Origin of the sequence: Paenibacillus sp. MER 99-2, from assembly GCF_023714095.1 — a bacterium.
Classification (GTDB): domain Bacteria; phylum Bacillota; class Bacilli; order Paenibacillales; family Paenibacillaceae; genus Paenibacillus.
In genome coordinates, this window is record NZ_JAMAUZ010000002.1 from 329,325 (window position 1) to 355,165 (window position 25,841).

Annotated in this window: 33 protein-coding genes and 2 pseudogenes; 32 read left to right on the top strand and 3 right to left on the bottom strand. The window is 43.3% G+C overall.

The window, feature by feature from the left end; translation table 11 throughout:
* Positions 1 to 5 precede the first annotated feature (5 nt).
* The 21 genes and pseudogenes from M3636_RS12430 (at position 6) to M3636_RS12530 (ending at position 11,254) form a co-directional block, all read left to right on the top strand.
* Positions 6 to 548: a hypothetical protein gene (locus M3636_RS12430; RefSeq protein ID WP_251382746.1), complete on the top strand. Its 543-nt coding sequence runs from the start codon at positions 6 to 8 to the stop codon at positions 546 to 548.
* Between the two features lie 2 nt (positions 549 to 550).
* Positions 551 to 1,177 (top strand): class I SAM-dependent methyltransferase, encoded by a 627-nt coding sequence (locus M3636_RS12435; protein WP_251382747.1) that lies wholly within the window; start codon positions 551 to 553, stop codon positions 1,175 to 1,177.
* A gap of 23 nt (positions 1,178 to 1,200) precedes the next feature.
* The gene (locus M3636_RS12440) at positions 1,201 to 1,818 is read left to right on the top strand and encodes a zinc dependent phospholipase C family protein (protein ID WP_251382748.1); all 618 of its coding nucleotides are present in this window, start codon (positions 1,201 to 1,203) and stop codon (positions 1,816 to 1,818) included.
* Between the two features lie 16 nt (positions 1,819 to 1,834).
* Entirely contained in the window at positions 1,835 to 1,978 is a 144-nt protein-coding gene (locus M3636_RS12445) for a hypothetical protein (protein ID WP_164848647.1), read from the top strand.
* 38 nt (positions 1,979 to 2,016) lie between these two features.
* Complete coding sequence (locus M3636_RS12450; protein ID WP_251382749.1) at positions 2,017 to 2,502, top strand: GNAT family N-acetyltransferase; 486 nt, start codon at positions 2,017 to 2,019, stop codon at positions 2,500 to 2,502.
* 11 nt (positions 2,503 to 2,513) lie between these two features.
* Positions 2,514 to 2,963 carry a hypothetical protein gene (locus M3636_RS12455; protein WP_251382750.1) on the top strand — a complete coding sequence of 150 codons (450 nt, stop codon included), beginning with the start codon at positions 2,514 to 2,516 and terminating at the stop codon, positions 2,961 to 2,963.
* Between the two features lie 54 nt (positions 2,964 to 3,017).
* Positions 3,018 to 3,419 (top strand): hypothetical protein, encoded by a 402-nt coding sequence (locus M3636_RS12460; protein WP_251382751.1) that lies wholly within the window; start codon positions 3,018 to 3,020, stop codon positions 3,417 to 3,419.
* 143 nt (positions 3,420 to 3,562) lie between these two features.
* A complete protein-coding gene (locus M3636_RS12465) occupies positions 3,563 to 4,009 on the top strand; it encodes a LytTR family DNA-binding domain-containing protein (RefSeq protein WP_251382752.1) in 447 nt (148 codons plus the stop codon).
* On the top strand, positions 4,006 to 4,416 hold the full coding sequence (locus tag M3636_RS12470; RefSeq protein WP_128100985.1) for a hypothetical protein: 411 nt from the start codon (positions 4,006 to 4,008) through the stop codon (positions 4,414 to 4,416). The genes M3636_RS12465 and M3636_RS12470 overlap by 4 nt, the downstream gene beginning before the upstream one ends.
* 13 nt (positions 4,417 to 4,429) lie before the next feature.
* The gene (locus M3636_RS12475; protein ID WP_251382753.1) at positions 4,430 to 4,747 is read left to right on the top strand and encodes a hypothetical protein; all 318 of its coding nucleotides are present in this window, start codon (positions 4,430 to 4,432) and stop codon (positions 4,745 to 4,747) included.
* A 338-nt stretch (positions 4,748 to 5,085) separates the two neighbouring features.
* Positions 5,086 to 5,607 (top strand): hypothetical protein, encoded by a 522-nt coding sequence (locus M3636_RS12480; protein WP_251382754.1) that lies wholly within the window; start codon positions 5,086 to 5,088, stop codon positions 5,605 to 5,607.
* 81 nt (positions 5,608 to 5,688) lie between these two features.
* A complete protein-coding gene (locus M3636_RS12485; RefSeq protein ID WP_251382755.1) occupies positions 5,689 to 5,874 on the top strand; it encodes a hypothetical protein in 186 nt (61 codons plus the stop codon).
* Positions 5,875 to 5,895: 21 nt separating this feature from the next.
* Positions 5,896 to 6,453 (top strand): GNAT family N-acetyltransferase, encoded by a 558-nt coding sequence (locus M3636_RS12490; protein ID WP_251382756.1) that lies wholly within the window; start codon positions 5,896 to 5,898, stop codon positions 6,451 to 6,453.
* Positions 6,454 to 6,497: 44 nt separating this feature from the next.
* A complete protein-coding gene (locus M3636_RS12495) occupies positions 6,498 to 6,953 on the top strand; it encodes a GNAT family N-acetyltransferase (RefSeq protein WP_251382757.1) in 456 nt (151 codons plus the stop codon).
* 164 nt (positions 6,954 to 7,117) lie between these two features.
* Positions 7,118 to 7,576 (top strand): annotated as a pseudogene (locus M3636_RS12500) (inositol monophosphatase family protein); the annotation flags it as partial.
* Between the two features lie 2 nt (positions 7,577 to 7,578).
* Positions 7,579 to 8,490 carry a GNAT family N-acetyltransferase gene (locus M3636_RS12505; protein ID WP_251382759.1) on the top strand — a complete coding sequence of 304 codons (912 nt, stop codon included), beginning with the start codon at positions 7,579 to 7,581 and terminating at the stop codon, positions 8,488 to 8,490.
* On the top strand, positions 8,483 to 9,094 hold the full coding sequence (locus tag M3636_RS12510) for an HD domain-containing protein (protein ID WP_251382760.1): 612 nt from the start codon (positions 8,483 to 8,485) through the stop codon (positions 9,092 to 9,094). Before M3636_RS12505 ends, M3636_RS12510 begins: the two co-directional genes overlap by 8 nt.
* 33 nt (positions 9,095 to 9,127) lie before the next feature.
* Positions 9,128 to 9,586 (top strand): NUDIX hydrolase, encoded by a 459-nt coding sequence (locus M3636_RS12515; RefSeq protein ID WP_251382761.1) that lies wholly within the window; start codon positions 9,128 to 9,130, stop codon positions 9,584 to 9,586.
* Between the two features lie 60 nt (positions 9,587 to 9,646).
* A complete protein-coding gene (locus tag M3636_RS12520; protein ID WP_186323504.1) occupies positions 9,647 to 9,802 on the top strand; it encodes a hypothetical protein in 156 nt (51 codons plus the stop codon).
* 88 nt (positions 9,803 to 9,890) lie between these two features.
* Positions 9,891 to 10,697 (top strand): hypothetical protein, encoded by an 807-nt coding sequence (locus M3636_RS12525; RefSeq protein WP_251382762.1) that lies wholly within the window; start codon positions 9,891 to 9,893, stop codon positions 10,695 to 10,697.
* On the top strand, positions 10,694 to 11,254 hold the full coding sequence (locus M3636_RS12530) for a GNAT family N-acetyltransferase (protein ID WP_251382763.1): 561 nt from the start codon (positions 10,694 to 10,696) through the stop codon (positions 11,252 to 11,254). Before M3636_RS12525 ends, M3636_RS12530 begins: the two co-directional genes overlap by 4 nt.
* Before the next feature lie 87 nt (positions 11,255 to 11,341).
* On the opposite strand, the gene M3636_RS12535 is transcribed toward M3636_RS12530, so the two are convergent.
* Together M3636_RS12535 and M3636_RS12540 are read right to left on the bottom strand one after the other, a co-directional pair.
* The gene (locus M3636_RS12535) at positions 11,342 to 12,397 is read right to left on the bottom strand and encodes an anti sigma factor C-terminal domain-containing protein (protein WP_251382764.1); all 1,056 of its coding nucleotides are present in this window, start codon (positions 12,395 to 12,397) and stop codon (positions 11,342 to 11,344) included.
* Positions 12,398 to 12,399: 2 nt separating this feature from the next.
* Positions 12,400 to 12,909 (bottom strand): RNA polymerase sigma factor, encoded by a 510-nt coding sequence (locus tag M3636_RS12540; RefSeq protein WP_251382765.1) that lies wholly within the window; start codon positions 12,907 to 12,909, stop codon positions 12,400 to 12,402.
* A 113-nt stretch (positions 12,910 to 13,022) separates the two neighbouring features.
* Here M3636_RS12540 and M3636_RS12545 point away from each other — a divergent pair.
* From M3636_RS12545 to M3636_RS12555, 3 genes and pseudogenes are all read left to right on the top strand, one after another.
* A pseudogene (locus tag M3636_RS12545) lies at positions 13,023 to 13,798 on the top strand (Cof-type HAD-IIB family hydrolase).
* Positions 13,799 to 13,871: 73 nt separating this feature from the next.
* Complete coding sequence (locus tag M3636_RS12550; protein ID WP_251382766.1) at positions 13,872 to 14,849, top strand: S66 family peptidase; 978 nt, start codon at positions 13,872 to 13,874, stop codon at positions 14,847 to 14,849.
* 25 nt (positions 14,850 to 14,874) lie between these two features.
* Positions 14,875 to 15,516 (top strand): hypothetical protein, encoded by a 642-nt coding sequence (locus M3636_RS12555; protein ID WP_251382767.1) that lies wholly within the window; start codon positions 14,875 to 14,877, stop codon positions 15,514 to 15,516.
* 71 nt (positions 15,517 to 15,587) lie between these two features.
* Here M3636_RS12555 and M3636_RS12560 read toward each other — a convergent pair whose 3' ends face one another.
* Entirely contained in the window at positions 15,588 to 16,745 is a 1,158-nt protein-coding gene (locus M3636_RS12560; protein WP_251382768.1) for a glycosyltransferase family 4 protein, read from the bottom strand.
* A gap of 275 nt (positions 16,746 to 17,020) precedes the next feature.
* Here M3636_RS12560 and M3636_RS12565 point away from each other — a divergent pair, with 275 nt between their 5' ends.
* The 8 genes from M3636_RS12565 (at position 17,021) to M3636_RS12600 (ending at position 25,733) form a co-directional block, all read left to right on the top strand.
* Positions 17,021 to 17,590 carry a DMP19 family protein gene (locus M3636_RS12565; RefSeq protein WP_251382769.1) on the top strand — a complete coding sequence of 190 codons (570 nt, stop codon included), beginning with the start codon at positions 17,021 to 17,023 and terminating at the stop codon, positions 17,588 to 17,590.
* A gap of 64 nt (positions 17,591 to 17,654) precedes the next feature.
* Positions 17,655 to 18,191 (top strand): AAA family ATPase, encoded by a 537-nt coding sequence (locus M3636_RS12570; protein WP_251383067.1) that lies wholly within the window; start codon positions 17,655 to 17,657, stop codon positions 18,189 to 18,191.
* A gap of 34 nt (positions 18,192 to 18,225) precedes the next feature.
* A complete protein-coding gene (locus tag M3636_RS12575) occupies positions 18,226 to 18,516 on the top strand; it encodes a hypothetical protein (RefSeq protein ID WP_251382770.1) in 291 nt (96 codons plus the stop codon).
* Positions 18,517 to 18,779: 263 nt separating this feature from the next.
* The gene (locus M3636_RS12580) at positions 18,780 to 19,235 is read left to right on the top strand and encodes a PTS sugar transporter subunit IIA (RefSeq protein WP_251382771.1); all 456 of its coding nucleotides are present in this window, start codon (positions 18,780 to 18,782) and stop codon (positions 19,233 to 19,235) included.
* The gene (locus M3636_RS12585) at positions 19,235 to 19,552 is read left to right on the top strand and encodes a PTS fructose transporter subunit IIB (protein ID WP_251382772.1); all 318 of its coding nucleotides are present in this window, start codon (positions 19,235 to 19,237) and stop codon (positions 19,550 to 19,552) included. The genes M3636_RS12580 and M3636_RS12585 overlap by 1 nt, the downstream gene beginning before the upstream one ends.
* A gap of 28 nt (positions 19,553 to 19,580) precedes the next feature.
* Complete coding sequence (locus tag M3636_RS12590) at positions 19,581 to 20,699, top strand: PTS fructose transporter subunit IIC (RefSeq protein ID WP_239292607.1); 1,119 nt, start codon at positions 19,581 to 19,583, stop codon at positions 20,697 to 20,699.
* Between the two features lie 284 nt (positions 20,700 to 20,983).
* On the top strand, positions 20,984 to 23,668 hold the full coding sequence (gene mngB, locus M3636_RS12595; RefSeq protein WP_251382773.1) for a mannosylglycerate hydrolase: 2,685 nt from the start codon (positions 20,984 to 20,986) through the stop codon (positions 23,666 to 23,668).
* An 88-nt stretch (positions 23,669 to 23,756) separates the two neighbouring features.
* Positions 23,757 to 25,733, top strand: coding sequence for a BglG family transcription antiterminator (locus M3636_RS12600; RefSeq protein ID WP_251382774.1), 1,977 nt, complete (start codon positions 23,757 to 23,759; stop codon positions 25,731 to 25,733).
* Positions 25,734 to 25,841 lie beyond the last annotated feature (108 nt).

The following is a 25,841-nucleotide window of genomic DNA, read 5'->3' on the forward strand; positions in this document are numbered from 1 at the left end:
ATAGCATGAATGAAATAGCAATGCCCCGAACGGCAGCACATCTGGTTGAATCGTTGCGAATGACCAATACTGGAACTTCTGTTTTTATCGAGATTCTAGTCCTCAGTGGTTCTCATATCGCGGAGACAGATCGGGAGAAGGAATTTGTCATCTGGTTGGCACAGCGAGATCAAAATATCATTGGACGTGGAACAGTCGGATTCGATCTGGACGAAATGCCCTGGTTAGAACATGATCTTGAACCTATGAAGCAGTTTATGTTGCGGATGATTGATGGGGCGAGAAAGAAAACTCAGTGGCAGATGTTAGACTATGAGCCTAGCGAAGATTGGTGCCATGTGACACTTGATCATTTCGCCGCTATGATGCAGGCGTTCGACCAGAGTCATGTCGATGAACAACAATATATAGAATGGACTACGCTTGATGAAGAAGATGATTACGAACCGACAATCCCTGTAGGTTATCCTAAGTGTGCACAACATGATGTGTATCTGTCCTGTTTGGGTTGTGTGATCTGCAACTCCAAGAAAGGGGGAAATGATTAATAATGAAAGTATACTGGGACAAAAGATTTGAGAGCAAAGAGATGGTGTGGGGGGAAGAGCCAAGCCGAACGGTTAATCATGCGATGGACGTATTCGCAAGCTATAACGTTCAAACGGTGTTAGTACCCGGATCGGGCTATGGTCGCAATACCCGACATTTGTCTTGCCACTTTTCAGTTGTGGGTCTGGAGTTCTCTAAGTCAGCAATTGAAATGTCGAAGGGCTGGGATGAGAAGACCCGAGTGATAGAATGTTCTATTTTAGAACCGTTCAATTTAGAGAATAAATGGGATGCAATATACTGCTACAATGTGCTACATCTGTTTCTAATGGAAGATCGGATGAAACTGATTCACAATAGTATGAAACAATTACGTGATCAAGGCATCATGTATTTCACATGTTTCTCAGATCAGGATCAACGCAATGGGCGTGGAAGCGTGCTGGAGGACAATACATATGAATATAAAGAGGGAAAAGCAGCTCATTTCTTTACAGAACAGGACCTAATTCAGCATTTTGCTGGGATGCGAGTTATTGAAACGGGACTATTAGATGAAGAGATCCCCAGTAGTGAGACGGAAACCGAGAAATATAGCTTAAGATATATCATTGTTCAGATGGTATAATTTAAAAACAAAGGAGTGGTCCTATGCCTTGGCCGATGGTTCATTTTGCCGTTGCATCTCGTCTAGTAGCGAATCCATCACCTGAATTTCTATTAGGCAGTATTGCACCAGATTCGATTCATGTTAGAAGCAATATCACTAGAGCTGACAAAGCCAAAACACACTTGATGATTGAAGAACATGTATTTGTTACTGACGAGCAACTGAAGGATTATTTTGAGATGAACAGACAACAAGCGATGCAGGATATACGATTTATGGACTACTTGTGTGGTTATATTGCGCATATTTACACAGATCGGGTCTGGACGTTCAATATCTATCCGCCATATGAGACTCTTCCAGACGGGAGAAAGATCTATACCAAGGATGTCACGAAGCTGGAATTCCTTATTCTACAGCAGGATGGTGCCAACGAATGGATAGATAAGCTGAAAGTAGGTCAAGCCTTCGACTTAGGTGGTCTACGAGAGCATGAAGTCTATCGGTATCGAGATGAGAAATGGCAATTTCTCAAGACACCGGAACATGAACCAATAGAAGATCCAAGCGTTATATCGTTAAGTCTAGTGAATGAGTTTATCACGAATACAGCCAATGAGATTAGGGAGCTATATCAGCAATCGGGAATTATGAAATGAGAGGACGAATAATAACATGACGAAATACATAACGGAAATTACTGATCTAATGCGCAAATATCCAAGGGCATCGGCAGTTATATTATCTGCTATCGCAATTAATCTAATCTATACGTTAGGCAAAAACATAGGCACACTCATCTATCAGCTAATTCACTAAACGCATAGAAGTCAGATAAAGGAGCGCTGATTCGGAATATGAAGAATTCAATCCGTCTCACACGGTATGATCGGCAGTACGATGATGCATTAGCGAATTTTTCTCTCACAGGTGAACAGTTTCGCTTTACCGCAATGCCTGTAGAAGTGATTGAGGAAGCGATTCAGAATGAAAATAAATACCCCATCGTTATTTTGCATGAAGATACGGTAGTTGGCTTTTTTATTTTGCACCGATACTCTGAATATGCAGATGAACACGTTGATCGTGAGACAAGTCTTCTGATCCGGGCGTTATCGATCTCAACCGAATATCAGGGGAAAGGATATGGCCTTGAAGCTATGCAAGCTTTGCCGTCATTTGTGCAACAGCTTGTTCCAGATGTGAATGAGATCATACTGGCCGTGAATGAGGGTAACATCCCTGCCCAGAAGTTATATCTCAAAGCAGGGTTCGTGGATACAGGTAGACGAATGATGAAAGGGCAAGTTCTCCAGTTTATTTTTCATTATAAAATGCGATAGGGGGAGGGAAGATGGATATCGTCATGAATTTAGAACCCCATGGTTGGCTGGATATCTTCATCACACCGACATCTGGTGAACGTATCGAGATCCCGGCTTCATTTCTTACGGATGCCATTCGTGATCTAGTAGATAAACTTATTGCCCTGAGAAAGGGAGCAGACGATGTAGAAATTACGATACAGACAGAGCCAGGGGAATATCGATTCTGGATTAAGAAGCAATCGGCTAGCCGAGTTCGATTTGAAGTGTATGAAATGAGTGATAACTTTAGCTCAGAAGCAGTCCATGAGGGACGCCGTTTAATGTCAGAAGAAGTCCCGATGGTACGGTTATATAAATTAATGTATAGAGAACTAAAGAAAATGAAAGATTTAGGACTTGATGAGTATAAAAAGCGCTGGAGTGGAGAATTTCCACAGAGTGGATTCACTCAAATAGAGAGATATGTTCAGAACTAACGAGGTGAACGTTGGATTTCAGAATACTAATGAAGATGACATGAGGAGGAGATCATGTACGCTGTCATTGCTAACGTGATTATAGACAACCAGCTCCGAACTGGTGCCAAGGTGTTTATTTTATATTGTCATGGCATGGCTGAGAGTCCTAAGGTTTATGGAATGGCCAAAGGTGGCAAGCTCATTGAGAAGTATATCTCATACAAGAAACTTAAGAAGTTCAGGTCTCAGTGGATTCCCGAGCACATCAGGCATCGCGTTCGTTGGTCATATGAGGATCGAGCCAGTGCAGATCGGAGAGCCAAACAACTGGAGTTGATGTGGACCAACGTCCGTGTACACGATACTTCTGGCAAGTTAATTAAGGATGGCGTGTCTGCTAGTAAGGTTGATGAGATAGCTAAAAGCATGAACTTTATGGATCGTCGTTATGTTTTTGATGAGAATGAGGATTAAGAGGCTGCTCTGTAGAGTGGCCTTTTTTGATATAGAGAGGAAGCAAAGTGCAACAAACCTGCAAGTTCTTGCAACAAAACGCCGAACCGTAGGTATAGCTTAGTTTGGCATGTATGATGAGTCGTAAGAGGAGGGACATTTACGTGAAGCTTATATTTGAGATCAGTTCATTGCTTGATCGAGGTACAGCCAAGATTGTTACACATCCAGAGGAACAACAGCACTGGGATTCGATCCGAGAAGCTATTCATCAAATGGATACCAAGATGGTGGTCATCAATGCTAAAAACAACCGCAATGTGCAGATTAAGCTCAGTTCGATCGCTGTCATCCAATCCGAAGATCGGTTGTGCAGTGTACGTCTGATTACAGGTGAGCACTACTTGCTCCCCAAACGCTTAAAATTTGTGGAAGAGGATCTACGTGATCAGCATTTTGTCAGAATTAATAATCAAACGATTATTAACACAGCTTGTATTCAAACATTCGCAGCAACCCAGCAGGCCAGAATTCAAGTCGAGCTTGTGGACGGCTCCAGCTATTATGTCAGTCGGTATTACATCAAACAATTCAGGGGGAAATTAGTATGATACAACAACTACGCCAATCGTTCTTTCAAGTATTCACATTGACTTCGTTATGGGTGACGCTTCTGTTAACGGTTTTTGATCCGAACCATTCCATTCGGTTGACTTATCTATGGAATGTTGCTGGAATTGCTGTTATTGCAGCGCTAATATTCGGGGTTATGTATGATGCATTATGGAACTATTTTACTCTCAAGCCGGTATGGAATATTGTCATTACATCTACAGTGAACATACTCGGTGGAATGGCGATGGTTTGGTTATATTCACCAGATATGTTTGATGTGATCGCACCTTGGTTCCCTGGAATGTGGTTACTATCCATTGTGCTGCATATCCTTGCTTTTTATTTTTATGCTAAAATGGATAACAAGAAAAAAGTGGAAGAATTAAATCGGATACTGAAGTAGGTAAGGAGGTTACATGAATAAAAAAGGTAGAAACGTTATCCTTGTTGTTCTATTCGCCATTTTAATTTTAGTGTTTACGAATCCCAATGAAGCAGATTATGACCAGTGGTTGGCGGAGGAACATGGTATTCGTTATACGAGTTCTCCCGAGATGGGTAGAGAGTATGTGATGTCCAAGAATGGTGTGGATCAGAAGATTGAAAACCGTAGGGGTACTATCCAGCATGCTGGAATCTATACCATTTATGACAAGCATTATACGGATGCTGAAGGTAACGATATCAATATCAAGGCGTTCGGTATTCTGAAAATGCTATTTGATCGATCTTAATCTGTCCTGGTCATAAAATGGATCAATGACGAGTGAGTAAATTTTATTATTTCCTAGTTATGAAACTAAAAAAGAGAGTTGACTACCATACGCCCATGCTATGATTTTACATCATGCATCGTGGCGTATTTTTGTTAAGCCATATATGGCAGGATCGTATAGATATTCGGCAAATTCCACATTATGGGTTATGATGTACTATAGAGAAAATTTAACAATAGCAACGAAATAATGAACAGCGAAGTTTCTCATACATCCGGTCGTAACGTGTGTTCCATAGTTAGGGAAGTGCTCTTGGTAATTTGGTTTTTCCATATTATAAAAGGGGGAGTCGAGAGATGCGGAAGGTAAGTGTGCTTTTACTGGTACTCGTTGTTCTCGTAATAACTGCCTGTCAAGATCAATCTACAAGTGAACGTGTGCGAGAATCAAGCTCAAAGCGAGCGACCAATAATGAAACAGAACAGATCACTACCGAGAACGAATCATCGAGTGAAGTCGTTGTTGCGCCGGTAGAAGAAGAACCTGTGTATTTGGATGAAACGAACTATTCAGGCGACGAACTTGAAATTATACAACTAATCAACGCTCGGATACGTTATTTATGGGAAGAGGATGAACAGCAGTATCTACAGTTGTTCCAAGAACAATCAGGAGTTTCTAGCATACCAAGTTATAAGATAAAGAACGTTATGTTCACGAGTGATCTTACCATTAAAGAGCAACGAACATTGTACGAAGGGCTGGTTTTCCTCGAAGAAGTTAGAGATGATGGAAGAGAATCGCTGAGTATGTATGTGTTCACTAAAATCAAGGACGAGGGAGACTCTGCTCGTTGGAAGTTTGCTGGGATTGATTAAGTCTAGCAAGTTAGTTGCATGTTCCGCTAATAGGGATATGTAACTTGTACATATTACGATTTTGATTATGGAGGTTCGATTATGTCAGTTTATGCACTAAGTGTCATCGTAGTGACTGCACTACTACTGATTATTGGGAAACGAAGAAAAAGCAAAGTTTTATTTGGGTGGGGGGTAGTAGGTCTTACCTTGATGCTAATCACAATGGGGCCAGCGTTTATTTTCGGATTTATGGATGGATTTGCTGAGGGCGTATCAGCTAGATAGTAGAATGCGATGGAGGGCGTTATGGAATACATAGGTAAGCATGTGCGGATTACGCAAGCAACGGAGGAAGATCTTGATTTTCTGTGTAGGCTGGAGTGTGATCCGAGCATCTGGGTGTACGAAGAGAGTGTAGAGTCAGATGCAGAGAAGGTAAGGGAGAAGTATCGAGAACAATTTCCTACAAATGTAGATCGATATGCTTACGATTTTATCATTAGATGTGTAGATGATGCCGAGAACACGCCGATTGGACTTGTGCAGATATGGAGCTATGTTGATTTTCGGAAGAGCTGGGAATTAGGGTTCGGTATGCTGCCGGAATATACTGGCCGAGGTTATGCGAACGAAGCCATTCGTTTGTTGCTTCAATTTGCTTTTGCAGAAGTGCAGGCTCACAAAGTGGTTGGGATGTGCAATGCACAAAATAAACGGTCAGCCCTTCTGATGGAGAAGGTGGGTATGAAGCGGGAAGGTATCTTCAGAGAAGAATTATTCTGGAATGATCAATATGTTGATCAGTACTTCTTCTCGATCCTCAAGAGTGAATTTTTTGCAGACACAGGTGTAGAAGGAGTCTAACAACATGAAGGCAACGAAACAAGAAAAGTAAGGAGTGGTGGGGGATGTTTGAGATCGTTGACATTAGACAGAAGCCAGAACGGGTACAAGATGCTGTGCAGTATTTCTGGAAGCAGTGGGGAACAGAAACGAGCTTTTATTTCTATCGAGATTGCATGGAGCGTTCGGTTAAAACGGAGAGTGATGTGCCTCGATTTTATGTGATGTTGGATGGGGAACGGATTATTGGAGGGTACGCGTTATTACGTAGTGATCTGAACAGTAGGCAGGATCTATTTCCGTGGTTTGCCTGTCTCTATGTAGAGCCTGAATACCGAGGGAAGAAGCTTGGCGAACAACTACAGAACCATGCGATTCGTGAAGTGCAGACTAAAGGTTACGACAAGCTGTACCTCTGCACAGATCTAACCGACTACTATGAGAAAAATAACTGGACTCATATCGGCAAAGGTTATTTGCTAGATGATGAGGAGACACGGATCTATGAATATAAAGTATAAGGAATTGTTCGATCGTCCTTCTACTTTATTTGAGTGAATTAATTAGTTTTGTAAGTACACTTGAATTCCAACCTTGGAACGGAGTGAGAACATCGAACAGACCTTGTATGTAGCTCAAACGTTGGCAGAGAAAGTGATTCGTATGGCAGGGCAAGTTTCCAGTCCTTGGAGTGATTTACGAGCGTTTGGTGGATCGTTTGTATGTGGCTTCAAAAGGAAAAGGAGCATATTGTAATCAGGTCAAGTTAGCCGTAAGCAAGAGAGAAGATATTCATAGAGGTACAATCGGCTGGATTCAAGGCCATCAAGTGCAGAATGAAATGCAAGCGGTTAACTTACGTCAGCATGTGGATGTTCGTTTCAAACGGATGATGAGACTGTGGGCACCGACACTACAGTGGTGTATGCTCGCCAAAGGGCATATCGATGGCATTATCCTCTATAACTCGGAAGGGGACGATCTTTATTCAGGGCTACTTATGGCTCAAGAAGCAGGGGCGGTCGTTATGAACTTTGAAGGAAAGCTTTTTGAGAAAAGCCATCCTGAACCCTACCTCATTGCATGCCATCCGGATCATCAAACCTATTTCCTCAACATCGTGAAGGAAGGATTGGAGGTATAGAGATGATTACTGAACTTCAACGGCAGGATTTCCATAAGGTGAATCATATTATCGACACTCATAGCACACTTGAGGTACGGGCTATAGTGTCCGGCTTTAATCCGGGTCGCATTTATGTTGATGATATTTGCGATATCAAGGCTGCTCTCGTGTGGATTCAGGGGCAAAGAGGCTTTCAACTGATCGGAGATCCGCAGAGTGAATCTTTTGCGAAGGAACTATCTGCATTTATGACAACGTATATTGAACCTGAATTAGTAGATTTAACACTCGATTCCGTGGAAATTGGCGTACAGGATGGCCGCTGGGAAGGGATACTGCGTAATATGGCAGGTAAGCGAGAACTCTCCAGTGATAATCAGCATGTATATCGATTCCATTCTCCACAAGGAACAGAACGTGTGGGAGGCATTGAAGAGACCGATGCAGATGTTCAACATCTAGATGGGAAGGCCGTCCAACTTGTGAGAGTAGATTCTGCGCTTATACATGATCTCAAGTTCGCTAATTCATCCTTTCTGGAGGACAAGATTACTTACTTTTGGAATACAGTTGATGACTTTTTACAGCATGGTTTCGGTTATATGTTAGTTCATGAACAGAACAATGAAATTATGAGTATCTGTCTCTCAGGATTTGTTGCAGGACAGACACATGCTATTGATATTGAAACTGTGGAGGCGTATAGGAACAGGGGCTATGCTGCTGTTGTAGCAAAAGCTTTTGTAGAAGCGTGCAGGCGTGAGGGTCTTCAGCCGTATTGGGATTGTAGTCCGGATAATACAGGTTCGGTTCGATTGGCTGAACGTGTAGGAATGGTTTTCGATTTTGATTACAGCGTATATTGGTATCCATTATCGTCAAAATTGGGCGTATCGTTATTTTGTTATGTGAAGGGGAATGGACATGAATGAATTGTTACAACAGCAAATGCAATTTCTGATTGAGATTGATAAATTGAAGACGATTGAACGACAGACCCGAATTATTCATGGTAATCGACGCGAAAATGATGCAGAGCATTCCTGGCATCTCGCAATGATGGCCTTGATCTTACAAGGTCACGCGAATCAGGATGTGGATCTGCTTAAAGTGTTAAAGATGTTACTGGTTCACGATCTGGTAGAGATCGATGCGGGAGATACATTTGCTTATGATACGGTAGGTTATACGGATAAATATGAGCGGGAAATGAAGGCCGCCAAACGATTATTTGGAATTTTACCCCATGCTCAAGCAGAAGAATTAATTAATCTTTGGTTAGAGTTTGAAGCAAAAGAAACGCCAGAAGCTGCATTTGCTTCATCACTGGATCGTATGCAACCAGTCATACATAATCATCAGAATGAGGGAGATACCTGGGTGAAGAACAACATCACCAGTGAACAGGTATTGAATCGAAACCGTGAAGTCGAGAGAGGTTCCGAGACGCTGTGGGCATACGTACAAGAGATTGTTCAGGATTCTGTCGATCAAGGGATTTTAGCGAAGTCAGCGCCACAACTAACCTCGGAATAAATGTAGTTTGAGTTTGGAGGAATGAGGAGATTTATGGGATATATCACGGAACTAAGGACACTATTGGGCTCGCGACCACTAATTTTGACAGGCTCCTGTGTGCTGGTGTTTAACGAACAGGGACATTTGCTTTTGCAGAAACGCACCGACAGTCTGGATTGGGGAACGATTGGAGGTTCAATGGAGCTGGGTGAATCCTTGGAGGAAACAGCAGCACGTGAATTGTACGAGGAAGCAGGCCTAAGAGCGGGAGCGTATCGACTCATTACTGTTTTTTCAGGACAGGACATGTATTATCGATATCCACACGGTGACGAGATATATAATGTGATGGCTGTATATGAAGCATTGGACGTAGAAGGGGAACCCCGCATTATGGACGATGAGGGATTGGAACTACGTTACTTTGATCTATCCCAACCGATTCCAGAGATCAATCCGATTACAGCATATGTATTACAGAATACAGGATATATCAAAATGCCTGATTAGGAAAAATGTGCTAATATATAACACTACGATTTAATTTATATTTTAGCAGGAGGTACTATGATGAGTTTTGACTTTATTACATCTTTGGTCATGTTATATTATTTCGCAGTTGCTGGGCTTGTTCTATATGGTCTTATTGTATTTATTAGACTTGGACATCGGGGAATCAAGGCACTCGATATTTATCTAAGCGAGAAGCGCGGGGATCGGCAATAGAAATAGAATTATCATTTTTCTCTCAGTGTTTTGTTGATCTATTATTGGTATGATTGCATTATCACTCCATTTAAGAGAGGTTAATGATATGGATACCTTTTTGGAACAAATTAATGAGCTACAGGTGATTCAGAAAGATCTGGTAAGCATACACCCCATGTTTGCAGAGTATTATCCGGTGGTTGTAGCCTACGAATCTCTTCTATATATCTACGATTATTCTATAAATACACAGCAGTATGAATGGGTCAAAACCGTTCCAGATGACATGAACATTCCAGAAGAATGTATGGCAGCGTTTCCCGTATCTCATATGGATTGGCGCGTATGTGCAGTTGTTACCGATGCGGTGTTTCAAAGCTTTGAACAGAAGGTCTATCTGTTTCATGAATTTGTTCATTGCTATGTGTATGAACAATACAGAGAGCAGGTTGGCGGACGCATTGGTATTAAAAGCACGATGGAGCAGCGAAAACGGGTAAGCTGGGAAATTGATTATGAGTTTCCGTATGACGATGAGACGATTGTTGGCATCATGGACGAGCTTATCCTTGCACTAAAGCATAAGGACATCCAGCAGGTAAGAGAGATTAGAACACAGTTGTTCAGCTCGCTTAGTATCGAAGCCGGTGAATTCTGGAACTGGCTGGAGTGGAATGAAGGCTACGCTCGATATATCGAGAACTTAATCCGAGCAAAGTTCGAATTGCAACAGAATCACGTGGGAACAGAGAAACCGTTTAGTCGGCTTGTTTTCTATGAAACGGGTTCAGCCTACATTGATTTGCTTGTTCAAGAGCAGCCAGCGCTTCATACAGACCTAGCGCAGTTATTTGAACAGCTGCAAGCTGAACGAGTGAATGTTGAATTGAAACGGAGAGAATTAGACGTATGAATCACCGGATTACCATTCATCCCTTAACGGCATCAGATGTGGACGGCGCCAATCTTGTATTTGAGACAGCCATTCGAGGTGCGTTTCAGGACGAAGGTTTGGACACTCTACATGATGAGTTTTGGGATGAAGTGAATGACAAAAAAAGACTGCTCCAAGTAGTCTTGCAACAAAGCCATAATCAGGATGAAACGATGTTCTTTCTCCTAGCGAAGAGGGAAGATACAGTCGTTGGGACGATTTCCTTTGCGCCTTGTGGTGAGATCATTCGTAAGGGCACCAATCAGGAACTGGCAGATATCGGTGAACTGGGTACGTTGTACATTCTACCTGAGCTACAAGGTCAGGGGATCGGTTCTGCTCTAATTCAGGCGTTAATCGGTGAACTTCAGCGGCGTGGTCTAGAAAAGTTTTGTCTGGATAGTGGTTATAAGAATGCCCAACAGCGATGGAAACGGAAATTCGGTACGCCTCACACCGTGTTACAAGATCACTGGGGAGAAGGTACAGACCATATGATCTGGCTGTGTGACGTAAAGGATTTTGCAGCAACATAATATACGAAAAAGAAGAGAGGATCCCAGCTTATCAACAGAGGAATCATCTCTTCTTTTATAATGTAATTTAAATAAGCAATCGGAATCTTAATTCCAATTCCATATCTCTACGCGATTTAGTTGGAATTGATGAAATTCCGGCAGCTTTGTTATCTTCTCCAACTCACGTACAGGACCTGTAACGACAGCACCATAGACTTGCACGCCATTCTTTTTCAAATAGGCAAGACGCTGTTGATCTATATCTGAACCATTGTATTGTACGTTATTAGTCATCCACTCCAGATCAGACATCATCGCTTGAACTTGCTCTTGCATCTGTTCTGCCTCGTCTGGTGCAAAATAGGCATACCAACTAGAACCAGTTTCTCCGAATAAGGTAAGAGGTTTGAGCGTGAGATGAGGCGTCATATAGTCGTACATACCCGAGCGTGAATAGGAGATATCTAACTCCTTCAATTCACCTGCATAGATTGACATCGCGGTTACCCCAACATCGTAATTGGCGAGAAGCTTCATGAGTTGTTCTGGAGAGATTAGATTTTTCACGGACAGGGATAGCTCTGCAACATGCCCATCATCAATTTTAGCAAGCCTGTTCATATGATTACTATCACTCGAATCAGTGGTGGGAACAGTCTGGTCAGATACAAGCGAGTATGGGAGGAAGAATGGCCCTGTATTGTTGCCGTTCATATATGCTCCTGTATTGGTAATCGTATAGCTCAATTTGCCGCTGATACTTAGTTCCGCTTCAATCTCTCCAGTGATTACTTCCCATGAGCCTACTTGTCGATATATTTTCAGATTCGCTTTTTGTGTTAGAAACGGACTAACCTCAAAAGCTCCATGAAACGGTTTTTCTACACGCAGCCCATCACCGTGCATCTCTACAACTGATACGATGGAACGTAGGAAGTCATTGCGTACTTTTGATTGATCGAAGTAGATGTGTAGTGATGATACATAGATGTGGTAGACGATAAATACGAGAAATAGAGCACCTCCTGCGTTAAGGAAAAATTTCCATCTCGTCTTCCATACCATGCGTTTGAACTGTTTTTGACCCCATTCTGGATGAAGATTCTCGAAATCTTCTTCTTGAAGGACACGCTGCTCATCATGTTCTGTGTGATTAGACATTCTCAATTGTCTCCTTTCATTTGAAGCATCTCTGCTTTGAATCGTTCTCTGGCACGAAAAAGGGTGACCTTGACCTGGTTCATATTCATATCCAGAATTTCGCATAGCTCCTTGTAAGATAACTCGTTCATTTCTCGTAGTAACAATATGGTTCGATACTGTTCAGGAAGCTTCTTCATCACCTGTTGAATACGAATGGTTCGTTCACGAGCGTTAAGCACTTCCTCTGGAGAACGGTATGTATTTTCTGCGCCTTGCTGTTCCAGTTCTCGATTCAGTTGCATTTCTCCACGTTGTTTACGATACCAATCGATAAATAAGTGTCTAGCGACTTTATACAACCACGCTCTGGCGTAGCTTGCATGTTCGGCTTTCATAGATACCATAGCTCTGTAAAATGTTTCTTGAACTAACTCCTCAGCCGTCTCCTGAGATCCACACATACGGTAGAGATAGAGATGCAGGGAGGATTGGTACTGCTTGAATAGTTCGGCATATAGATCACTCCTCATTTCAAGTTTCCTCCTCCTTCTCTTAAGACAACGGGGCAATGTCAATTATGTTACAGTACATTTGCAAATATTAGGAGGTTTCTTTGGTGGACAAGAAAAAGCACATTCAGGAAATGATTAAAATTGTATTTATGGATATAGACGGAACCCTGTTAAATGAACTTGATCGAACGATATCCCCTCGTACAGAGAGAGCAATTCAAGAGCTACATCACAGAGGAATCCAAGTTGTTCTGGTAACAGGCAGACCCTATAGTTTATGCGAGGAATTCAGGAGAATGGGCATTGATACGATCATTTCAGCCAATGGTGCCCTCATTAAGAGTGGAGAACAAGTGATCCATAAGTCTGTACTATCTCCAGACATGGTAAGAACGTTTAGCGAATTCGCACAGGAGAATGGTCACGGTGTTTCCTATTTCACAGAGTCGTTTGCTATGAACGGTAAATATGAAACAAATAAGCGTATCACAAATGCATTACAAGATACCTTGGGCATTATGGATTACCCTGACACTCTACCTTCGCTTGAGCGTGAAATTTATTGTCTCTGTTTATATGCAGATCAAGCGGAAGCGGAGTATATCATAGGCAGTTTCCATCCCTGAATTTCGTACGTTTCCATGAGTATGTATCCAATGTGTTAGAAGAGAATGTAGTATGCAAGTCATCCGCTGCTGAGAAAGTACTCACGTTTCTAAACATTTCCCGAGAAGAGGCGATGGCGTTTGGAGATGGAGAGAATGATATCGATCTGTTGGAGTATGTTGGTCTTGGCGTTGCGATGGGGAACGGAGGAGAACGCATTAAGTTAAGTGCAGACTATGTTACGCGAAAAGCAAGTGAGGATGGGATTACGCATGCATTGAAGGTATTTAAGCTCATCTGATGATATCCTAATTATGGATTTTCATGTAGAATGATGTGAATCTTCTAAAAAGAAATAAGGAGGAATTTTCCCTATGATTGCACCTAAACTGCAACCAGGAGACGAGGTTCGTGTGATCTCCCCATCAAGAAGTCTTTCCATCATAGATGAGCAGCATATCCAGCTTGCCAAACAACGACTGGAGGCATTGGGGCTAATCGTCTCTTTTTCAGCTAACGCATATGAAATGGATGATTTTGCTTCGTCTTCTATTGAATCGCGAATTCAAGATTTGCACACGGCCTTTGCTGATCCACAAGTCAAAGGTATACTGGCGACCATCGGTGGGTTCAACTCCAATCAGTTGTTGCAATATATCGATTATTCGCTTATTCAAGCCAATCCGAAGCGATTCTGTGGCTATTCTGATATTACTGCATTGAGTACCGCTATATATACGAAGACAGGGCTGATAACCTATTCGGGTCCTGCGTTCTCGACGTTTGCTATACTTCATGGTAATGAATACACCGTCGAGTTTTTCGAGAAAATGATGATGGGATCGGCCGATTCAATTCACGTTACACCCTCTGAAGCATGGAGTGATGATGCGTGGTATCGGGATCAAGAGAACCGTCAATTTATTACGAACCAAGGGCCGGTGATTTTGAACGAAGGACAGGCAGAAGGCACCATTATTGGTGGGAATCTATGTACACTGAATCTACTTCAAGGCACAGAATATATGCCTTCTCTAGCAGGGGCAGTCCTGTTCGTTGAGGACGACTATATGGCTGATCCGTCTACATTCGATCGTGATTTACAATCACTTATTCATCAGCCCGGGTTCGAACAAGTGAGAGGGCTAGTCATTGGTAGATTCCAGAAAGCATCGGGAATGACGCCTCAATTATTAGATAAAATTATACGCAGCAAGCGGGAATTAACGCACATTCCGGTTATTGCAGATGTCGATTTTGGACATACCGCACCACATTGTACTTTCCCGATTGGGGGCAAGACGAAGCTTAACGCACAAGGCACGAGCGTAGAACTCTGGATTTCCGAATGAGAACCTAAATCAAGGGGGTGGGAAAATGGAGAGTAAAATTAAATTTTATGAAGAAGAATTCCATAAGTTCCAACCATACAAACACTTTATTTCACGAATAAGAGAAATGGAGAAAAAAAGTAGTTATGGAGCTACACTTGCCATGAAATGGACGGAAGTTGTAAAGCAAATAGTAACCCGTGAAACTTACCCAGCCATTCACCCGACGGGTCAAGAGACTTTTTCATTATACGTAGAGTTCCCAACAGGGATATTTGAATATGCCTTAGACATAGATGGAGCTAATTCTTTCATTCAGGAAAACAACATTGAACCAGTTAAAGTTTCTCCAATAAGTATCATGAGTTCTGTGGACTTAGGTAACATCAATAGAGATCCGAACAAAATAAGACCAAATCATAAAAATCCTATAATGATAGTCCAGAGTCAACATTTAACTGATCATAAGCCTTATTGTGTTAACGGGAACCATCGCATATATGAAGCATATCGAAACAACGATAAATCAATAGAAGTATTTGTATTTCATGAATTGGAGTTTGTTCCTTTCTTTTATAATATCCTCAGCAAGGCTACTTATTTCTTGGAGATGGATTATATGAGTGTCATTGGCAATAAAGAGGATGTTACACAGAGTGAAGAAGATGCTTTTGTGTATAAATTATAAACAGCCCCCCATCTGTACCTGCGTCAGGAGTTTGAATGCAAACCTGCCACAGGCAGATTGGAGGGGGAGTCCTATGCGGATGAAAAGGTTGTTTTGAAGCGACGATTTCGCTGCTCAATAATCTTCTCATAGTCTTCGATAAGTTGGTCGAAGATGTTCTCCCATGACCGCTGCTGTGCAAGCTTTCGCCCATGTATTCCCATGGCTTTAAGCTGCTCAGGATGGTTTGCCCATAGACCTATCTCACGAATGAGTGCATCTGCACGACCCGGTTCAAACAGAATGCCACTACGATGGTCAGCAACAAGATCCCGTACACCTCCAGCATTAGCCGCTAATACAGGCAAGCCCGAAGCCATGGCCTCCAGGACGACATTGCCGAACGTTTCTGTACAGGAAGGAAATACAAATAGATCTGCCGAAGCATACATATGAGCAAGCTCATCCCCATGAAGATAACCAGTGAAAGTTACATTTGCTGGTGCTTGTTGACGCATTTTGGGGAGCAGTGGCCCATCGCCAACTATAACCCAGTGAATACGCGATTGCAGCTCAGCTGGTAAATGCTGCATCGCCATAGTAAGTGTGCCGATATCCTTCTCAGGCGCGATTCGTCCAACGTAGAGCAGAATGAGCGGAGCAGTAATCCCGTGACGAATACGGAATTCTGAATTTCGCTTATCCGGCGTATATAGATTGCAATCAATTCCACGCGACCATTGTTTTAATCGCTGAATGCCTTGTTTGTGTAACGATTCGAGAGTCTCCAGTGAAGGGGCAAAGGTGGCATCGGCTCCGCGGTGGAACCATTGGACATACTTCCAGTAGAGGGGAATCATGCTTTTTAATCTGTAGTATTCGAGGTAACGATCGAAGTGGGTATGATAGGATACGACATGGGGAAGATGGTTTTTGTGAGCATAACGGAGGCCAAGCAGTCCCATATTGAATGGTGTGGAGATATGTAACAGATCCGGCTGGAATGCCTGCAGTTGTTTGTAGGTGGAGGTTCTGCTGGGAAGAGCAATTCGACATTCGGGATAGAGGAAAAAAGGGATATTAGCAACAGGCCGCACCGGAAAATCATCATTGCTCTCGATAATGGAGTTCGGAGTGAACAACAGATGTTTGATCCCTCTGCGCTGCATATGGGTACTCCAGCGTGCGAGCGTGGCGGCTACGCCATTGGTATCTGGAGCATAAGTATCCGTGAACAAGGCCAGGCGCATGATCATCCCTCCCGTGACTCTTGATGCCAAGATCATAACAACCGTTCATTATGCAGAAGTCAACGGTACGTTAACTTATTGCGTTTTCTTGTAAATTGTATGAAGCACCGATGAAGCGGATCAGCTTCTTATCCTGGCAGGTACTCTGTCGGCAGTAACTTGTATAGCATATTCTGCTATGATGGGATGAGGTGTCGGCGCATTCTGTCAGCACATAGTGGTAAGTCATCATGTTAATTTGTTCGTTAAAGATCGAGAATTATTGGAGGCAGAGAATGAAACAATTAATAGAAGAATTACAGCAATTATTACCTTTGGATCAGCTTGAATCCATGTCAGGTGAAGAAGTTGTAGGTAGCGTAGCGATGGATCTATACCGCGCTGAATTTGCTACCATTAGAGAATGTGGACCAGACATCCCGCAAATCTTACGAGAAATGATCCTTCTTATTGAACTAGACACGGAATTATCGATGAATGGAATAGCTGGATATTTAGAAAATTCAAGTGGGCAATTTATAAGTGAAACGACAGCAGTGTTACAGCGAATTGGTAATGGGACGGATGCAGAGATTATGCAGAGCATTCAGGACATTTTATCCGCGAACGGAGTGAGTGTTGCACAGCTTAGAGAGAATGTGAATGGGTTGTCAGAGGGGGAAGTAACGAATTCCTTGGAAGTGCATGGACAGCAGGTTCATGAAGTGATGCAACAGGTGCAGCATGTAGCGGAAGGATTATTAATGCAATCTGACAATGAAGAAGTATTTGAAATGCTCTATCAGTATGTGGATGCCAACATGGACAGTTTGAAGCAGCAGTTGGAGCAGCTCTTATCTGAATAATGAAGCGAACTTAAGATGTATACGCGACGAGCGTGATACGGAGGAGTGGACTTACGTGATTGTGATGATCAATGGAGCATTTGGCGCGGGCAAAACGTCTGCTGCGAACCAGCTACAGCCGTTAATTCCAAACAGTATGATCTTTGACCCTGAAGAGATTGGCTATATGCTGCGAAAGGTGATTCCAGAGGACGTAAGAATGAAGGAAGAGCGCACAGACGATTTTCAGGATATGGAGCTATGGAAAATACTTACCGTAACCATAGCCCGTGAACTGAGGCATAAGTATGATAAACATTTAATTGTGCCGATGACAATCTATGATACAGAACGCTTCGAATATATTCATCGTGGGCTTAGTGAATTAGACAGCAATCTGTATCATTTTACGCTAATGACTTCAATGAATACATTGCATGAGAGGTTAGCCAAACGTGGCGATAAGTTAGGTGGGTGGACGTACCAACAAGCGGTTAAATGTCTAGAGGCATTTCAGGATGCACGCTTCGAACAACATATTGTAACCGATGATCTAACTACGGATGATGTGGTCAAGCACATTTATTCCAACGTGATGCAGAAGGAACTGACTGTGGAATAGCGCTCAATCCTACAATCCTTAGGAGGACTAAACGATGAAATTGAACAAACGGCTGGTGGTTGAATCGATTATCGTAAGTCTGTTGTTAACTGTGGGTATTATCTGTTGGCAAATCATCCAAGGCATGATCCTAACGTATCAATATGAACCGGCTATTGTAAACAGCTATGCTTCTGTGGAGAAATTACAATCTACAGTTGCGTTTGGAACGGTGGTTCGAGCCGATCTGACATTCATGTTAATGAGTGGAGCGGGACTTATCCTATTCACATGTTTGTACTACTATGTTCGTTCAAGAATCAAGCAACGGAAGGCACATTTTTAACGAAATGCTCGTGAAACAAATCTGGATGCATGTGAAACAGACATAGATACTGTTAACAAATACATGCTGGGTTATCATTCACCCTTCAATTAAAAATAGTTCGCTATCTTCCCTGAGTCCTTCTGGACTCGGGGTTTTTGAGTTAATCTAATGTTTTTCCGGTTCGAAGGGGAAATTTTGTATATCCAAGCTGGTCAAACAATCCGTTACAATGATCTTGTAAGCGCTTATCGTGTTGGATAGAGAGAGGAGAGACAGGAATCATGATTACAACAGATCAGATTTATCTGGATCAATCATTGCCTAACAAAGAGGATGTATTTCAATTCATTTCCGCCGAAGCTGAACGTTATCACATTACGAGCAACCGTAAACAGCTTGAAGCAGATTTGTGGGAGCGTGAACAAGTCTATTCCACGGGGTTGCAGGATCACTTTGCAATTCCTCATACGCAGAGCGAAGCGGTGATTCGTCCAGCGGTAATGGTGATTCGTTTGAGCGAGCCGATTGACTGGGATTCTCATGATGGGAAGCCTGTGAAATACATTTTTGTCATACTGGTACCGAAGGGTCATGTGGACGTATCTCATCTGAGGATTATTTCCTCACTAGCTACATTATTACTCGAAGATTCATTCAAAGAGGGCATTGCAGCAGCGGCGAAGCCGGAAGATGTATATGGCTTGCTTCATCAATATACGGAAGGACTGGTGTCATAATGAAAATCGTAGGTGTAACGTCATGTATCGCAGGACTTGCCCACACGCCAATGGCAGCAAAAGCATTGGAGAAGGCGGCAGCGCAATTGGGTTACGAGATCAAAGTTGAGCAGCAAGGTGCGATGGGTCAAGTGAACAAGCTGACAGAGGAAGATATTGCAGCGGCTAATTTTGTACTCATCGCTTCGGATCAAACGGTAAAGGATATGGAGCGGTTCGGGGATAAGAAGGTCGTTCGTGTCAAAATCGGTCATGCGGTTAGTCAGGCTGAAGCGGTGCTAACCAAAGCAGTAGAAGCGGTAAAAGCACAATCCTAAATTATCTTCCATATGAGGAGAGAGTAAGATGAGAAAATGGTTTGGTGAAGCAAAAACACATCTCATGACAGGTATATCCTACCTGCTGCCAGTTATTATCGCGGGTTCCCTGGTTGTAGCGATCTGTAAGATCATCGCGTTATCGATGGGCATAACAGACCTTGATCCATATAAAGATGGAAGCGGATTCTTGCATATTTTATACCTGGTCCAAAATGTAGGTTGGAGTGGTATCGGGCTACTGACCATTGTACTGTCTGGTTACATTGCTTATTCAATTGCCGACAAACCGGCGCTGGCCGCTGGTTTAATCGGTGGGGTATTGGCCCAACAGACAAATGCAGGTTTCCTGGGCGCGCTCATTTCAGGTTTCTTTGCCGGATATATCACGCTGTGGGTCAAAAATAAAGTTAAAATCACAGGCCCAGCCGCGGGTTCGGTACCCTTAATCATTTTGCCATTGATCACTGTGGGACTGACGGGTTTCCTGATGGCCGTTGTTCTTGGCGGACCACTGGGCGCACTTAATGATTATCTGATTACATGGGTACAAAACATGAGTCAGAGCGGAACCAATACAGTTGTGCTTGCTATCATTCTGGGTGCAATGATCGGATTCGATCTCGGTGGACCAGTGAACAAAGCCGCTTGGATGGCAGGTAACGCGTTGTTCCTGTCTGGCGTATATCTACCCAATGTGTTTATCAACATTGCGATCTGTATTCCACCACTTGGCTACGGTTTAGCAACATTGCTGATGAAGAAACGTTTCTCCAAAACGTACCAGGAAGCGGGTAAAGGTGCTGTTATTATGGGTGTCATCGGCATCACAGAAGGAGCAATTCCCTTTACTTTGCGTAATCCTGCGAAAATGATTTTGGTCAACATGGTTGCCTGTGCATCAGGTGCAGCATTAACCGCGTTGCTCGGCGCACACATCATCATGCCACCAATCGGTGGATTGTACGGTGCAATCTCCGTAGGTACACCACTTGCGTACCTTGCCGGAGGTATCTTCGGGGCACTCATTGTTGCGGGCGGAACGATGCTTGTTAACTTCCGTGATGAAGAAGAGAAACAACCTGCTGAAACGAAGGAAGCTTCTGTGAAGAAAAATGGCGAAGAGATTGAACTGGTTTTTGACTAAATAAATGAGAATTTATTAGAACCAATATGTATTCAACTAAACTTTTACACGAGAACGGAGAGGACAGAAATAACGTGAAGAAGCGAAGCGTTCGCCTGAAAGCTTTCTGAAAGAAAGCTACATCGAAAGCATATGCTATCCCCGGATTTTCCCTTTATAGAAGGGAATCAAAAAAAACTGGGGATAACAGCGATCGGAAGGTTGTTCTGTCATCGGAGTGGTTAGTGTAAACATCTTTTAGTTGAACTATATAGAGCTAAATAAGCAACTGGAGGGATACAGAGATGAGTGAGAGAGAACGTACGAAGGTGCATGTTATTCCACACACACACTGGGATCGGGAATGGTACTTCACCACCTCCCGTTCCAAAGTGTATCTAGTCAAACATGTCAAAGAAGTGCTGAATGCACTGGAAACTATCGAAGGATTTCATTATTACCTGCTAGATGCTCAGGGCTCCTTGTTGGATGATTACATCCGTTGGTGCCCAGAGGACGAGGAACGTATTCGCAACCTAGTTTCAGCTAAACGACTCATGACAGGCCCGTGGTATACCCAAACAGATCAGTTGGTCATTTCCAGTGAATCCATGGTTAGAAACCTGTACTATGGAACGGAAACAGCACGTAAGTATGGGCATTCGATGAAGGTTGGGTATGTGCCAGATGCGTTTGGACAATCAGCACAAATGCCGCAAATTTATCGGGAGTTCGGAATTGAACGCTTCTTGTTCTGGCGCGGGGTGTCCGATAATACTAATCCGCGTACTGAATTTACCTGGGAAGGATCGGATGGTAGTCAAGTTTTCGCTGTTCAGATGCCATTTGGATACTACTATGGAGGAAACATTCCAGAGGATGCCGAGGATTTGCAGCCGTATTTGGAAAAACAGATTGGCGCGCTTGAGAACAAAGCATCAACGCGGCATGTTTACTTCCCCAACGGCTTCGACCAAGCACCGATTCGTTTGAATCTGCCTCAATTGATTGAACGCTTCAATCAAATAGATGACAAACGGGAATATGTGATGAATGAGCCGGAACGCTTCATGGCAGAGATTGAAGCAGACAGTCATGATCTGCCGGTACTCCGCGGTGAGTTAATGGAAGCCAAGCATATGCGTATTCACAAATCTATTTTCTCCACGCGTGCAGATCTCAAGCAACAGAATAACCAGATCGAGAACTTCATTGCGAACATCTTAGAGCCTGTACTTGCCATCAGTCACTCTCTAGGGCATGAATATCCGCATCGCATTGTGGAAGATATCTGGAAGTTGATGTTTGAGAATGCCGCGCATGATAGCATTGGTGGATGTAATAGTGATACTACGAATCAGGACGTTGCTTTCCGTTACAAACAGGCCAATGATATCGCACGCAATCTACTAGATTTGCATATGCGAATGATTGCTTCGACCATTGAACAGGAGGAGACATTTGCCTTTACCCTGTTCAATACTTTACCGTATGTTCGTGGGGGTGTTACAGAGATTGAGGCGTACATTCCAGAGGAATCGTTTGTCATTCGTGATACGAAGGGAAGAGAACTGGCTTATGCGATTGTGGAAAAAGTAGATCAGACAGATTATGTGTTAGGGCAACACATTGATCTGAATCCAAGTCGTAAAGTCTATCTCCCAGATCGTGTATACCGTGCGAAACTACTGGTAGAACTGCAAGAGGTTCCAGCGATGGGGTATACTCAGATCATCTTTGACTTTAGTCAGGGAACAGCACCAACAATTGAGCGACGCAACGAGCAGCATATCGAAAATGAATTCTTTGCCATCGTTGTTGAAGATAACGGTACTTTAACCATTACAGATAAAACCTCTGGGCAGACGTATGCCAATCAGATGGTGTTTGAAGATAATGGTGATGACGGAGACTCTTATAATTATTCACCGCCGGAGCGGGATCTTATTGTATCCTCCATTGGCAGCAAACTGAATGTGACTACAGCGAAGACAACCGTTCTTGAAGAACTTCAACTGGGATGCACACTGAATGTGCCTGCCGATCTGCATGAACGTGAAGCGGGTATAAGCTCGGGACAACTACCAATCCAAGTTCAAGTAGGACTTCGTAAGGGTGAGCGATTGATCCGCTTTGAGGTTCAGGTACAAAATCAGGTGCTTAGCCACCGACTACGTGTACTCTTTGATACAGGTCTTGCTTCCTCCTTGTCCATTGCAGATCAGCCTTTTGGTGTCATTGCTCGTCCTACGTCCTTACCTGAGGTAGAGGTGTGGGAACGTGAGAAGTGGCAAGAGAAGCCGATCACGATTGAAGCGATGCAGAGTTATGCGGGACTAAATGACGGTAATCGTGGCATCGTAGTGATCACCGAAGGAGTGCGTGAGTACGAGATTGTAGGCGAGAAGATGGATACTATTGCCTTGACCTTGTTCCGTACGTTTGGTTTCATGGGTAAAGAAAATCTCGTGTATCGCCCGGGGCGAGCTTCAGGAGAGAAAATCGTTGCTACACCAGATGCCCAGTTGCTAGGTGAGCTGAGCTTCTCGTTTGCATTGTATATCCACAATGCTGGACTGGATGAAGCGAGGGTAGCGCATGTTGCGCGTGAATATTTAACACCGATCGCCAGCTATCAATTATGTGACTTTTTGAATGGCCGATTGATCTTCGCCTTCCGTGATGAAGAGCGTACGTTGCCACAGAACTATAGTTTGATGTCCTTTAACGAGGAATCCAATGCTGTACTCAGCGCGTTCAAGAAAGCGGAGCATAGTGATGGATATATTATCCGCGTATTCAACCCGTACTTGAAGCAAAATGCACAAGCAACAGTTCAGTTTAATCAATCGGTTTCGGTGGAACGAGTATCCCTGGCAGAGCAGTCTTTAGAGCCTGCACAGGTTATTGCGGATAAAGAGCAAGTCATCTCATTACCTGAGCTTACCCATTGCAAGCTGATGACCATCCTTGTATCTAAGGCAGATTAATATAAATACTGTTCACAGTCAGATATAAACAGATGCGTTTTATCGAATGCTCAGCTTAGACGGATCAGAGAGGAGGTCGGATATCGATATGATTTTTCCATACAAACGTTTGCAGAAGTTGTTTCTCCTTCTTCATGGTGAAGGACAGGATCAGGCATGGACAAGCCAGGCTCTTGCGGAGAGGTTAGAGGTCACAGTGAGAACCATTCGGGACGATCTGAAGAAGTTGGAGAGTATCCTTGTGCAACATGGAAGCAGACTGGAATCCAAACGAGGCAAAGGATACTCCATCGTAGTTGATGAGCCCTCGAGTTATGATGAGCTGCTTGAAAATCGGCACAATCTTCAATCCGGAAGCTTGCCTATGCCTGGATCGCCTGAGGAGAGAATACGATTTGAATTGTTTAAATTGCTAAACGAACCAGGTCATATCAAAATGGAAGACCTCGCTGATCAATTGTTTATAAGCCGTGCAACGATGAATAATGATCTGAAGATCATTCGTCAGATTCTGGAGAATTATCAATTGCAGCTCTGCATTAAGCCTGGATATGGCGTGCAGGTAACCGGGGATGAGAAAAACATCCGGTATTGTCTCGCTGAATATGCTGACGTGCGTGATGAACAATTACAATTGGCTCCGGATGGAATTACAGTCGCGCAGGAGCAATTGTTACAGCCTGTTGATCCAGCCCGAATTCGGGAAGTGGTGATGCGACATTTGCGTCATAAGCATGTTCGGATTGCTGATCTGGCTCTGAAGGATCTGATCACACATTTGGCTGTTATGATCCTACGTGTGATGCAGGGTCATGGGCTAGAGAAGTTTGACACGGTGGAGGCGAGTGGGCAGGATCAGGAACTTTCTCTGCAAATGATTAAGGATCTGGAGGAGTTGTACTCCATTCGTTTCTCTGCCGGAGAGTGCGATTATCTGTTATTGCATATCATTAGCAAAAAAATGACAGCTACCGATTGGGATGGTCTATCGGATGATCCTCTATATGTTACCGTTCAGCGGATGCTAGATTATGTCTATGAACGATACAGTTATGATCTGAGAGATGATGAACGATTTCCGCGTGACCTTTACGCCCATCTGAAACCTATGATTACACGACTAGAGCATGGGATGAACATGCGTAATCCACTATTGGGACATATCCGTAAATATTACCCGCTGGCGTATGAGATTACGATTGGTGCGGTTAAACAGCTACAGACGTATGTGCCTTATGAAATTAATGATAGCGAGATTGGTTATCTGGCATTGCACTTCGGAGCGGCGTTGGAACGCAAATATCAGATTCCTCATCGAAAACGAAAGTCCGTCCTGCTTGTATGTGGCTCAGGTTATGGAACAGCACGTATCCTTGAATCGCGTCTGCGCTCATTGTTTGCGGAGCTTGAGGTATCTCGCGTAGTATCCTTACGTGAATATGAGGAAATGGTGAGTATTCCCGAGGATATGGTGATCTCCACCATTCGCTTGCGAGAGTCTAAGGGCAAGCCTTCGGCTGTTATCGCTGCCATTCCTTCAGAACGCGATATGGCAACCATTACGCACATGGTTCGTTCTAGTGATACTCAAGAAGAAATGACGTTGCTACGCTATTTCGACCCTGAATTTTTCATGTATCGTACGGATCAGCCTGACAAGTTCAAGCTCATGTCTGAGATGAGTGATATGTTATCAGCGCGAGGTGTAGTGACAGAACGGTTCTGGCCTGCATTACAGGAGCGTGAGGAGATGGCTTCTACCGCTCTGGGTAGAGGCATGGCCATTCCCCATCCATTGGAGCTAAGCTCTACACGGACAGTTGTCTCCGTCTGTTTGCTGGAGAAGCCTATTCGTTGGGATGATGAGAATGAAGTACACGCGGTATTCATGTTATCGATATGCAAAGAGGATTATGAGCAAGCGATGGGCATCTACGATCTATTTGTGGAATTGATCCGTCAGGAGGAACTACTTGAGGGATTGCGCACCTGTGATGCCTTTGAGGATTTTGCCCAGATCGTACGTCATACACTGAGTACCAAAAGTACAGATGCATATGCTTAAGTAGCAAAAGGTATGATCGGGATATTACATGTAAGCTAACAAACAAGCAGTTCTCTATCCGATTAACGGGGGAGAACTGCTTGTTCGTTTATGATTTCTTGTATATTG

What these genes read in the sequence shown, in the direction of transcription:
- M3636_RS12455 (WP_251382750.1), top strand. Translation starts at nt 2,514, where the DNA reads ATGGATATCGTCATGAATTTAGAACCCCATGGTTGGCTGGATATCTTC.
- M3636_RS12440 (WP_251382748.1), top strand. Translation starts at nt 1,201, where the DNA reads ATGCCTTGGCCGATGGTTCATTTTGCCGTTGCATCTCGTCTAGTAGCG.
- M3636_RS12600 (WP_251382774.1), top strand. Translation starts at nt 23,757, where the DNA reads ATGATTTTTCCATACAAACGTTTGCAGAAGTTGTTTCTCCTTCTTCAT.
- M3636_RS12430 (WP_251382746.1), top strand. Translation starts at nt 6, where the DNA reads ATGAATGAAATAGCAATGCCCCGAACGGCAGCACATCTGGTTGAATCG.
- M3636_RS12450 (WP_251382749.1), top strand. Translation starts at nt 2,017, where the DNA reads ATGAAGAATTCAATCCGTCTCACACGGTATGATCGGCAGTACGATGAT.
- mngB (WP_251382773.1), top strand. Translation starts at nt 20,984, where the DNA reads ATGAGTGAGAGAGAACGTACGAAGGTGCATGTTATTCCACACACACAC.
- M3636_RS12565 (WP_251382769.1), top strand. Translation starts at nt 17,021, where the DNA reads ATGAAACAATTAATAGAAGAATTACAGCAATTATTACCTTTGGATCAG.
- M3636_RS12535 (WP_251382764.1), bottom strand. Translation starts at nt 12,397, where the DNA reads ATGTCTAATCACACAGAACATGATGAGCAGCGTGTCCTTCAAGAAGAA.
- M3636_RS12475 (WP_251382753.1), top strand. Translation starts at nt 4,430, where the DNA reads ATGAATAAAAAAGGTAGAAACGTTATCCTTGTTGTTCTATTCGCCATT.
- M3636_RS12510 (WP_251382760.1), top strand. Translation starts at nt 8,483, where the DNA reads ATGAATGAATTGTTACAACAGCAAATGCAATTTCTGATTGAGATTGAT.
- M3636_RS12590 (WP_239292607.1), top strand. Translation starts at nt 19,581, where the DNA reads ATGAGAAAATGGTTTGGTGAAGCAAAAACACATCTCATGACAGGTATA.
- M3636_RS12435 (WP_251382747.1), top strand. Translation starts at nt 551, where the DNA reads ATGAAAGTATACTGGGACAAAAGATTTGAGAGCAAAGAGATGGTGTGG.
- M3636_RS12485 (WP_251382755.1), top strand. Translation starts at nt 5,689, where the DNA reads ATGTCAGTTTATGCACTAAGTGTCATCGTAGTGACTGCACTACTACTG.
- M3636_RS12495 (WP_251382757.1), top strand. Translation starts at nt 6,498, where the DNA reads ATGTTTGAGATCGTTGACATTAGACAGAAGCCAGAACGGGTACAAGAT.
- M3636_RS12460 (WP_251382751.1), top strand. Translation starts at nt 3,018, where the DNA reads ATGTACGCTGTCATTGCTAACGTGATTATAGACAACCAGCTCCGAACT.
- M3636_RS12585 (WP_251382772.1), top strand. Translation starts at nt 19,235, where the DNA reads ATGAAAATCGTAGGTGTAACGTCATGTATCGCAGGACTTGCCCACACG.
- M3636_RS12560 (WP_251382768.1), bottom strand. Translation starts at nt 16,745, where the DNA reads ATGCGCCTGGCCTTGTTCACGGATACTTATGCTCCAGATACCAATGGC.
- M3636_RS12580 (WP_251382771.1), top strand. Translation starts at nt 18,780, where the DNA reads ATGATTACAACAGATCAGATTTATCTGGATCAATCATTGCCTAACAAA.
- M3636_RS12550 (WP_251382766.1), top strand. Translation starts at nt 13,872, where the DNA reads ATGATTGCACCTAAACTGCAACCAGGAGACGAGGTTCGTGTGATCTCC.
- M3636_RS12530 (WP_251382763.1), top strand. Translation starts at nt 10,694, where the DNA reads ATGAATCACCGGATTACCATTCATCCCTTAACGGCATCAGATGTGGAC.
- M3636_RS12470 (WP_128100985.1), top strand. Translation starts at nt 4,006, where the DNA reads ATGATACAACAACTACGCCAATCGTTCTTTCAAGTATTCACATTGACT.
- M3636_RS12480 (WP_251382754.1), top strand. Translation starts at nt 5,086, where the DNA reads ATGCGGAAGGTAAGTGTGCTTTTACTGGTACTCGTTGTTCTCGTAATA.
- M3636_RS12540 (WP_251382765.1), bottom strand. Translation starts at nt 12,909, where the DNA reads ATGAGGAGTGATCTATATGCCGAACTATTCAAGCAGTACCAATCCTCC.
- M3636_RS12555 (WP_251382767.1), top strand. Translation starts at nt 14,875, where the DNA reads ATGGAGAGTAAAATTAAATTTTATGAAGAAGAATTCCATAAGTTCCAA.
- M3636_RS12570 (WP_251383067.1), top strand. Translation starts at nt 17,655, where the DNA reads ATGATCAATGGAGCATTTGGCGCGGGCAAAACGTCTGCTGCGAACCAG.
- M3636_RS12445 (WP_164848647.1), top strand. Translation starts at nt 1,835, where the DNA reads ATGACGAAATACATAACGGAAATTACTGATCTAATGCGCAAATATCCA.
- M3636_RS12520 (WP_186323504.1), top strand. Translation starts at nt 9,647, where the DNA reads ATGAGTTTTGACTTTATTACATCTTTGGTCATGTTATATTATTTCGCA.
- M3636_RS12575 (WP_251382770.1), top strand. Translation starts at nt 18,226, where the DNA reads ATGAAATTGAACAAACGGCTGGTGGTTGAATCGATTATCGTAAGTCTG.
- M3636_RS12525 (WP_251382762.1), top strand. Translation starts at nt 9,891, where the DNA reads ATGGATACCTTTTTGGAACAAATTAATGAGCTACAGGTGATTCAGAAA.
- M3636_RS12505 (WP_251382759.1), top strand. Translation starts at nt 7,579, where the DNA reads ATGATTACTGAACTTCAACGGCAGGATTTCCATAAGGTGAATCATATT.
- M3636_RS12490 (WP_251382756.1), top strand. Translation starts at nt 5,896, where the DNA reads ATGGAATACATAGGTAAGCATGTGCGGATTACGCAAGCAACGGAGGAA.
- M3636_RS12515 (WP_251382761.1), top strand. Translation starts at nt 9,128, where the DNA reads ATGGGATATATCACGGAACTAAGGACACTATTGGGCTCGCGACCACTA.